Raw genomic sequence first — 9,473 nt, forward strand, 5'->3', positions numbered from 1 at the left:
AACCCTGTTATGTCCAGATTGTAGAGACGTTTCATGCAACATCTCTACATAAATCCAGGAAAACGGGAGAAGTCAAGGAAGCAACAGTTGCGGCAATATTTTTGGCAGAAAATAAGAGCAGAACTGGTGATATGGAGGAGCGGATCGCTACCAGGACTGGTAATTCTGATATTGGTGATTGTCGCTCGCCTCAGTGGTTGGCTGCAAGTTTTAGAATGGATGACTCTTGATGCTTTGCTGCGTTGGCGTCCCCAGGAATCCATTGATAAACGGATTTTGATTATTGGGATTAATGATGAGGATATTCGCCAAGTCGGGACTTATCCTATCCCGGATCAAGAGATAGCCAAATTATTAAGAACACTACAGAGTTACAATCCTAGAGCCATCGGTATTGATATTATTAGAGATATCCCGGTTGAACCGGGTCATGGTGAATTGGTTGCCGCATTTAGGGATATTAAAACTCTAATTGCCATTGACAAAGCATTATTTCCGCCCATTGCTGCACCACCCACATTACCCTCTGAACAGGTGGGTTTTGCTGATGTTATTCATGATACAGATGGTCGGGTGAGACGCAGTCTTTTGGGAACGCCAACATCCCTAGGATACCGATTTTCCTTGCCATTGCGATTAGCCCAAATGTATTTAGCGGCGGATGGTATTTCCCTGGAAAATGGCACTCGTGATCCTGATGCAATGCGGTTTGGTGGAACTGAACTTCCTCGCTTTTTACCTAATTCTGGAGGTTATGTTGATGCTGATGCGGGTGGGGTTCAGGTTCTGCTGAATTTTCGCAATAGTCGAGAGGGATTTCGCACCCTATCTTTGGATGATATCAACCAGGGAAATTTTCGGGCAAGTTGGATTCGCGATCGCGTTGTTTTAATTGGGATTATTTCCCCGGGTGTGAATGATGTTGTGAATACGACAGCCTTGGCTGATTTACAACCCTCTGGACGGATTTATGGGGTAGAATTTCAAGCTCATACGGTTAGTCAAATTATTAGTGCGGTTCTAGATAGACGCCCCCTGTTGAATGTTTGGTCCGATAGATGGGAATATCTTTGGATTATCAGTTGGGGTGTCTTGGCTTTGAGTTTGGGGCGGCTGACTCAATCGTCGTTGCAGAATCTTGGCTCTGTTAGTTTGGCTAGCTTAATTCTTATTGCTATGAGTTATGGGTTTATTCTTTTGGGTTGGTGGATTCCTGTTGCTCCCGTTTTGTTAGTTTTGGTGTTCAATGGGATGGGAGTTAGTGCTTTTGCTTTCTATAAATATGACCGGGCGTTGAAGTCTCAACTTGAAGTCCGCCAACGCACGATTGAGCAAACCTTTAATCGGATTCATAATCAACCGATGCAAACCTTAGCTTATGTGATTAAGCAGGTGCAAGACGAAGACTTAACTTCCGAAATGGTAGTAGTGAAACTTCAACAGGTTAAGCAGGAAATTTGGGAGGTTTGTGAGTATCTTAAGCGGGAAGCATTGATTCAAGATAAGTTGAATCAAACTAAAACATTACAACTGAGTAATGATTTAATCCTTGACCTAGAATTGCCGATAAATGAACTTTTTTATACCGTTAGTCGGCATACTCTGGAGCGAGACTTGCCGGAATTTAAAACCCTTAAGATTAAGGTTTTAGAGTTTGCGGCGATTGTAGAGGAGGACTTGAATTTTGAGCAAAAGCGAGGACTCTGTGAATTTATAGAAGAAGGATTGTGCAATGTGGGTAAACACGCCGTCGGGGTGACTCGCCTTAAGGTTATTGGTAAAATTAAAGACGGGTGGTACAGTCTCAGTATTCAAGATAATGGGGCAGGTATTCGCTCATCCCCTGAAGGACATGGAAGCAAGCAGTGTAGACGTTTAGCGAAACAGTTGGCGGGTGAGTTTAAGCGAGACTCTATTTCTGGTCAAGGAACCTTGTGTGAGCTGACTTGGTGTTTGGCAAAGAGGACATTAACTTTAAGATATTGGCGAAAAAGGGTTTAAGCCATGAAAATTTTATGGGTAGAGAATGGTACACTATAGCAGTTGCATATAAGCTAAATATCGCCAGGGGTAATCAAAGGTGAAAGGGAGCCTATCACCGCAAGTAGGTTGGGTAGAGCGTAAGCGTTACCCAACAGGCTAACGATGGTGTTGGGTTTCGTTCCTCAACCCAACCTACAAGAATAAATAACCATCAAACCCTTACAAATGACGAATTAAAAATGACGATCTCCATCTTTAAGTTTCATTGTGTCCACCTACTTATTTTAAGTTTATCCCTAGTTGTGACGTCAACAGCTTTAGCTGGATACGTGCCACCTCCCGATCAGAAACCACCCACTGATTATACAACGTCATCGGGTCCAAGGGGCGGATGCGAAGGTGACGGAATACCCCTAACTGCCCTTGCCCCTAAAACTCATCTGGGGGCAACCCTGTCTACCCATCCCACCTTGGCTTGGTTTGTCCCTGACTCGACAATTAAACCGATGGAATTTAGACTCTATGAGTACAATGATCAGGGTAAACCTCAACCTGTGGGTCAGCCAATTCAGTTACAGAGTTCACCAGGAATTATGATGTTATCCCTGGCAAGGGAGCAGTTAGAATTAACGGTGGGGAAGACCTATCTTTGGCAAGTGGTGATTCTTTGTGATTCGGATAGCCCTTCCAGCGATTTAATTGTCAGCTCAGATATGCAAGTGGTGGAGATGCCATTGGTTTTGGAGCAGAAACTTGCTCAGGTTAAGCCCGGTTCGGAGAAAGTTGAACTCTATGCTGGGGCAGGGTTTTGGTATGATGCTATGGGTGAGGCATTGCAGCTTGCTCCTCCCTGGCAATTAGGAGAAGTGGCTGCATCTCTGTTGAGAGATCTGGTAAATTTGGAAGCCGCCCAAACCCGTCCAGAATCCTTACCATCGGAGTCAGAACCTATTGAGAATATGAGGACAATTATTCAGGCAACAGGGAATAGGTAAAAGATGTAAGTAGGTAGGGACAGTTAAAGGCGGGCGGTGGTGATCGTCATTCGTCATACTCGCTTCGCGAGAAGCAAGCTACGTCCTTTGTAAGAGTTTGAGGCTTGTTTACATAACTGGTGGATAGTTGAGTTTATTTCCACCAACCTACTTAACCGCAAATCTTTAATTAGCTAACATGGTGCGTTACGCTACGCTAACGCACCCTACAGATAGAGCATATACTGACATTTTCTTAGCTTGACTCGATGTCGTTTCGGTTAAACTTGTCAAGTTCTGATAATTTAAACGATTAGTTCCCCCAGAAAGGTTTAAGTTTTCCAATCAGAGTCCTGTCTTAACAAAACGTCATAATTGTTCTTTTTTTACCCCTTTTCGGGAATTATCTACGAGTTTTCAAGGGTTACGGCGATTGTGAGAAGATTGTGCGATTTTAAGGTATACTATTTATGGTGGGTTTTTTGTGGGCAAAATTAATCTTGACGCAGCTAAACCTCTTGAATATTCGGGCAACTTTGTATAATTTATGGTTTTTGTCTCACTGCCAATGTCCCCGTGGACGCATGTATTTTGTTAAAGTTTCGATAAAAATCATTGCCAAGTATTGACAAAAACACAGATTACACAAATGGAATGGTGGTTTTCAGAACAGTGAATAGTCAGGTACACAGATTGACAACCTACTTAGATTATCGCCAGTTACCGATAAGGATAAAGGGTGCCCAGTAGGCGGGGTGGGCATATTGGTTGTTGATTTCTGGACTGTTTTGTGCTTGAATGAGTTTTCGTTGTGCTCGGCTCAGTGCTTGGGCTTTACTTATGCCAGGGTTAGACCAATTGTGGTAATATTCTGTGATTAGGGTTTTGGTCGAGGCGTCGGGAATAAACCAGAGAGAGGCTAAGGCAGTTTTAGCGCCAGCTTGAACGGCGATACCTGCTAAACCCAAGGTGGCACGCTCATCGCCAACGGCTGTCTGACAAGCGGTGAGGGCAAGTAAATCGACGGCATCAGCCCCCTGACTCACCTGACGAATCGTGGTTTCTAAGTCTTTAAGCGTCAGTTTATTATTATTCCCGGTGACTAAGAATGTATCTTCGGGTACGGCACTAAACTGTCCATGAGTCGCAATATGGAGAATCGGATAAACAGTTTGGTTGAGTTCGGCTTGTAAGCGATCGCGCGTAAAATCATCGTCTAAGAGGGTTTTGCTGCCGGGAAATAAGCTCTCAAGTTGCTGGAGTTCCGATTTAACGTTAGTGAGGGCGGGAAAGGTTTGTCCGTTTACTGTGGCTTTTGCCGTTAACCCCAGGGCTAACACTTGAAGCGATTCATCGGTTAAGTGTTGAGGTGCAGTGAGGGTTAAACTGGGGGTTGTGGCAATGGCATAGGTTTCCACTAAGAAGCTTTCCCCATTATGCAGGGCAGCCATGGGGATGCTGCGTAAGATCCCATCTTGGCTGAAAACTAGGGTGTTTATCCCAGCGGCGTCTAAATCGGTAATAAAGGGGCGAATTATCCAATCGTAGAGGTTTTGAGCAGGTTTGGGGTCGTAAATCAGATCCCGTCGTCTTTCTAATCCTCGGCGAAATTGATTGACGGTTTCTCGTAGGGTTTGACTATCGATATTAATCCATTTGAGTTGGGTTGGGGCGTTGGGTAGGGTGAGCAGGATCGCGGTATGATTGTTGAAGATAATTGAACGGAAAATAGCGGTATCGTCTCCCACCAGTTGCTCTACAGATTCCTGAGAAATTGGTGTTAATAGACAATCATTGCCAAAGTAATTTTGCAGTTCGGCAAGTTGGAGTGCCTCTATAGTTTTCAGGGCAGATTCTATTTCCAGTTGAGCTTCGGTAACTGGGAGACGTTCGACTCGTTCTAACTGGTATTGGGCAAAGTCTCGGTGTAAGGGATTAATCCGATCGCGAAAGTCAAATCGGACATCTGAGTCAGCCATGAGTAGTTCTTGGCGAATATCAGTTAACGTTGCGATCGCACGTTGGTAAGCGGCGATGGCTTGCTCTGGGTTTCCCTGTACCTGAAATAGTCGGGCGGCTTGCCATTCCCAGAGATAGAGGCTATCTTGGGCGTCTCGGTTTTGGTCTGCGGCTAACCGGGCTTTTTGGGTGAATTGTAAGGCTTGGCGATAGTCGTTCTGGCATTCGTAGAAATGACCGAATTCCCCCAGGGCAAAAGACTCGGAACGGGAGTCTTCCAGGCGTTGAGCAATGGATACGGCTGATTCGAGTAGGGATTCAGCTTGGGATGGTAGTTGGCGTGGGGAACATTGGTATTTCTTTTGGGTTATGGTAGAAGTCGCTGGTTGGAGATTGGCTAAATCGATCGCCGCATAAACCAGATTAGGGGAATCGGGGAGTTGAGTGAGTAAATCCAGAGCCTCTTTTAGGGCTTGATTGATTTGAGCAGCGTCTATTTGGGGGGAAATTAGGGGATGTTGAGCCAATTTAATTAAATTAAGTAAGGCTCCCATTTGATTGGGTTGATCCTGTGATCGGCGAGCCAATTCTAGACTTTGCTGAAAATAACCAAAAGCCTGTTGGTAATCATTTAGCGCCTTTTGCCGAAATTGACTTGCCCGTTGCTTGGCACCCCGTTGTTGAGCCGAGTCAGCATAGCGCTCTTGGCTTTGTCCTTTACGGATGTAGGCATTGCCTAAACTGTTCAGGGTTGATGTATGATAGGTGGGGTGGTTAATCGCTAAACTAGCTTCTAAATCCGCGATCGCGTCTTCATAATTTCCGGTGAGCAGATGGGCATTTCCTAAACTTCCCAGGGCGGCGGCTTCTCCTTGATTGTCTTCAGTGGTGCGGGCAATATATAGAGCGGTTTCCGGTTGGCAGTTTGTGGGGGAATCTGAGACACCACATAAAAGTGCGATCGCGTTTCGGGGTTGTCCGGTGGTAGTATAAGCTTGAGCCAGTTCAGTCAGGTTCCGCCCCAGATTCTGCCTATCTCCCAGTTGGCGATAATCGGCAATAACCTGTTGCCAATAGTCAATTGCTTGTTCTATTTGCCCCAGTTGTTGATAGGTTCTGGCCAGGTTTTCTCGAATAATGGCGGTATTGGTAAGATTTTGGGTTTCTTGGTAGTATTCTAGGGCTGTTTGCCAAAGTGCGATCGCGCGTTTAAAGTCGCCAGCTTGGTATAGCTCAACTCCCTGTTGCACCAATTGATTCGCTGGCACCGATTCAGCGATTAAAGGCAGATGATTCAGCCACAAGCACAGGAGTAGGCTGGTGAGAAAGAGTAGGGATTGAACTCTGAATCGGTAGCATTGCATCAGCTGTCACGCTTTTAAATGGCTGGTTGAGACAGACGCACCGAGGGGTTTTGTTTGTAGTGAGAACTTTAGTTCTCGCTCCGCCTAGCTGGAGAGGGCTAAAGCCCTCACTACGAACCGCCAAACGACTACCTATATTGTCAGGCACTTCAATGGTAATTTGCATATTAAATAGCACTTGGCTGTCTGATTCATTACAATTTATTTTAATTATAAATCGGACTTGGGAATGAGACTGTCCATGGAAGGCTGATCACTCACTGCTTTTCAGCTTATCGCATTATTAGGCTGTCAGGGCTGGAATAGGTTTGCCGTTTTGTGCCATTGACTTGTCAGGTTTAGGAACTTGAGTTGGCACAAAAGTGCAACCTGTTGTTGTCGGTTTGCCTGTATGGTATAGATATTCAGGTTATTTGCCGGGGTATTGTTCAATTTGGACAGGTTCCGTAGGGGCGCACCGACGTGCGCCCGTGTCACCTTAAGGTAAAGAGTTCTTAGAGCGAGAATGTAGGGGCGGGTTTTACAGATAACTTATGGCACCCAACTGATAACTTGAATAAACCCGCCCTTTAAAAGAACCAGGGGAGCAGAAATCCTATAGCTGAAAATTAGAATGGGTAAGGGTTATGGCTTAAGTTGACACAGATGACCGACGTGCACCCTTTAAGCGACAAAACAAGACAGTTCAGATCGAGTATCCTGGAGGTTTTGATGAACAGTCCCTTCTTGGAAAATTCAACAGGAGTAACGTGTTCCTACCTGGCTCAGATTCAATCTTCAAAACCCAGGTATTGGCAGTTAGGGTTGGTGAGTTTTTTCACCAGTCTTACTGTCTTAATCAGTCAGGATACTCCCCTTCGCGCCCAGATTACCCCAGATAATACCTTAGAGGCTGAACATTCTGTCGTCACACCCAAGGCTCAAGTGCGGGGAAAATTAGCCGATTTAATAGAAGGGGGGGCAATCCGAGAAGCTAACTTGTTCCACAGTTTTCTGGAATTTAATATCAAAGAGGGACAACGGGTTTATTTTGCCAATCCAGTTGGAATTGAAACGATTTTTAGTCGGGTAACCGGGAATAACCCTTCAGCTATTTTAGGGACATTGGGAGTTAATGGGGGGGCGAATCTATTTTTCCTCAATCCCAATGGGATTATTTTTGGAGAAAATGCTCAGTTAGATATTCAGGGTTCCTTTGTGGCGAGTACGGCGAATTCTGTAATATTTGAAGATGGCTCATCATTCAGTGCCACGAATCCAGAAGACTCCTCATTATTAACGATTAGTGTACCCTTGGGGTTGCAGTATGGACAGCCAGCAGCGGTAGTGAATGCAGGGAATTTAGCAGTTGGAGAGGGAGAGAATTTGACCCTGGCGGGGGGTACGGTGGTAAATTCGGGGCAGTTATCAGCACCCGGAGGAACAATTAATCTGGCGGCTGTGCCAAGCCAAGGTTTAATTCATTTGGATTTAACGGGGCAAGTTAGCTCTGTTGATTTACCATTCAATAATGATACAAATCCGGTTCTGTCTTCTGCGTCAGGTTTAGCAACGTTACTGGAAAATGCTGGATTAACTGAAGCCGATATTCCGATTGATTTTAATCTAGGCACTGTGGCAATTTTAGGTTCTGTGGATGCCTCAAATCCTCTGGGTAGTGGCGGTGAAATTAACGTGACAGGGAATCGGATTCAACTGCTCAATGGTGTCATCAATTCCGGCGGCGTTATCGGGGGAGAGATAAATCTCACCAGTACCTTTCTGGAAAATCGGGGAGAGATTCAGGCGGATGGTGAACGGGGCGGTAGTGTCACTATTAATGTTACTAATTTTCTCGATACTGGGGTTCTCAGTGCCACAGGAAATGCTGGGGATGGGGGAACGATTCAAGTGGATTATCAGGGCACAGTAATTCAAACCGCTACGGCGTTGACTTCTGTAACCGGGAGTGAAAAGGCGGGTAGGATTCGGTTTCAGGGGGGACAGGTTTTCACCACGTCTGGGAATTTCCAGGCACAGGGGGAGTTGGGGGGTGAGATTCAGTTATTTGGGGAAAGATTGCAACTGTTGGGAACAACAGTAAATGCCAGTGGGAATCAGGGTGGCGGTGAGATTCTGGTGGGTGGAGACTATCAGGGAAATACGGTGGGGGCACAGAATGCCGACTATACCTTAGTGAATCATGGCACCAGGTTACAAGCCGATGGATTGAGGGTTGGGGATGGGGGGAAAGTGATTGTTTGGGCAGATGGGGAGACAGATTTTTATGGCAGTTTGACCGCGCGAGGTGGGGCGTTGGCGGGAAATGGGGGATTGTTGGAGGTATCGGGTAAGGGGAGTTTGGTGTTTGGCGGGTTAGGAGATGCGAGTGCGGTGAATGGGGTGGCGGGGGAGCTATTATTAGACCCGAAGAATATTACGATTGATGATACAGAGGTAACAGGCAACTCATTTCAATTATTTGACCCCAATCCAGCGGCAGGAAATGGATTTGGGCAGAGTACGGCGGTACTGGCAAATAACAACATTGTGGTGAGTTCTCCAAGAGACGATTTAATGGCAGAGGATGCTGGAGCCGTATACTTATTTGACTCGAACACCGGGGCGATGCTTGGAAGTATTTATGGTGATAACCCAGGGGATAATTTCGGCTTAGGTGAAATAACCGCCTTGAGCAATAGTAATTATGTTTTTGCTAATCCAGATGCAGATATTGGGGCGGTAGTGGATGCTGGGACAGTAATTCTGGCTGATGGCAGCACAGGAGTGGAAATTGGCCGGATCTCTGGTATTAACACATTCGATAGGTTCGGCAGTGATGAAATAACAGCCTTAAGCAATAGTAATTATGTCTTTGGCAATCCAGCCGCAGATATTGGGGGAGTGGAAGATGCTGGGGCGGTAATTCTGGCTGATGGCACCACAGGAGTGGAAATTAGCCGGATCTCTGGGACTAACCCAAGGGATAGGTTGGGCAGTAATGGCATAACAGCCTTAAGCAATGGTAATTATGTTTTCGGCAATCTCTTGGCAAAGATTGGGGCGGCAGAGGATGCTGGGACAGTGATTCTGGCTAATGGCACCACGGGGGCGGAAATTAGCCGGATCTCTGGTACTGGCGTATTCGACAACTTCGGCGAGAGTCAAATAACAGCCTTAAGCAATGGTAATTATGTTTTCGGCAATCCCAGTA

The 9,473-nt window shown here is 45.9% G+C and carries 4 protein-coding genes; 3 read left to right on the forward strand and 1 reads right to left on the reverse strand.

From position 1 onward, the window contains the following. Positions 1–33 precede the first annotated feature (33 nt). Both RIM23_RS01730 and RIM23_RS01735 read left to right on the forward strand, forming a co-directional pair. Positions 34–2,001 (forward strand): CHASE2 domain-containing protein, encoded by a 1,968-nt coding sequence (locus RIM23_RS01730; protein WP_446363911.1) that lies wholly within the window; start codon positions 34–36, stop codon positions 1,999–2,001. Between the two features lie 221 nt (positions 2,002–2,222). Next, positions 2,223–2,978 (forward strand): DUF928 domain-containing protein, encoded by a 756-nt coding sequence (locus tag RIM23_RS01735; protein ID WP_446363913.1) that lies wholly within the window; start codon positions 2,223–2,225, stop codon positions 2,976–2,978. Positions 2,979–3,667: 689 nt separating this feature from the next. Here the strand turns inward: RIM23_RS01735 and RIM23_RS01740 are convergent. Next, the gene (locus RIM23_RS01740) at positions 3,668–6,280 is read right to left on the reverse strand and encodes a CHAT domain-containing protein (RefSeq protein WP_446363915.1); all 2,613 of its coding nucleotides are present in this window, start codon (positions 6,278–6,280) and stop codon (positions 3,668–3,670) included. Between the two features lie 711 nt (positions 6,281–6,991). Here RIM23_RS01740 and RIM23_RS01745 point away from each other — a divergent pair. Continuing rightward, on the forward strand, positions 6,992–9,473 hold a 2,482-nt coding region (locus tag RIM23_RS01745), incomplete at its 3' end, for a two-partner secretion domain-containing protein (protein WP_446363917.1).

Origin of the sequence: Coleofasciculus sp. G3-WIS-01, assembly GCF_040223135.1 — a bacterium.
Classification (GTDB): Bacteria; Cyanobacteriota; Cyanobacteriia; order Cyanobacteriales; family Coleofasciculaceae; genus Coleofasciculus.

Bases quoted from the DNA above. Each gene is read 5' to 3' on its own strand.
- RIM23_RS01730 (WP_446363911.1), top strand. From the start codon at position 34: ATGCAACATCTCTACATAAATCCAGGAAAACGGGAGAAGTCAAGGAAG.
- RIM23_RS01735 (WP_446363913.1), top strand. From the start codon at position 2,223: ATGACGATCTCCATCTTTAAGTTTCATTGTGTCCACCTACTTATTTTA.
- RIM23_RS01740 (WP_446363915.1), bottom strand. From the start codon at position 6,280: ATGCAATGCTACCGATTCAGAGTTCAATCCCTACTCTTTCTCACCAGC.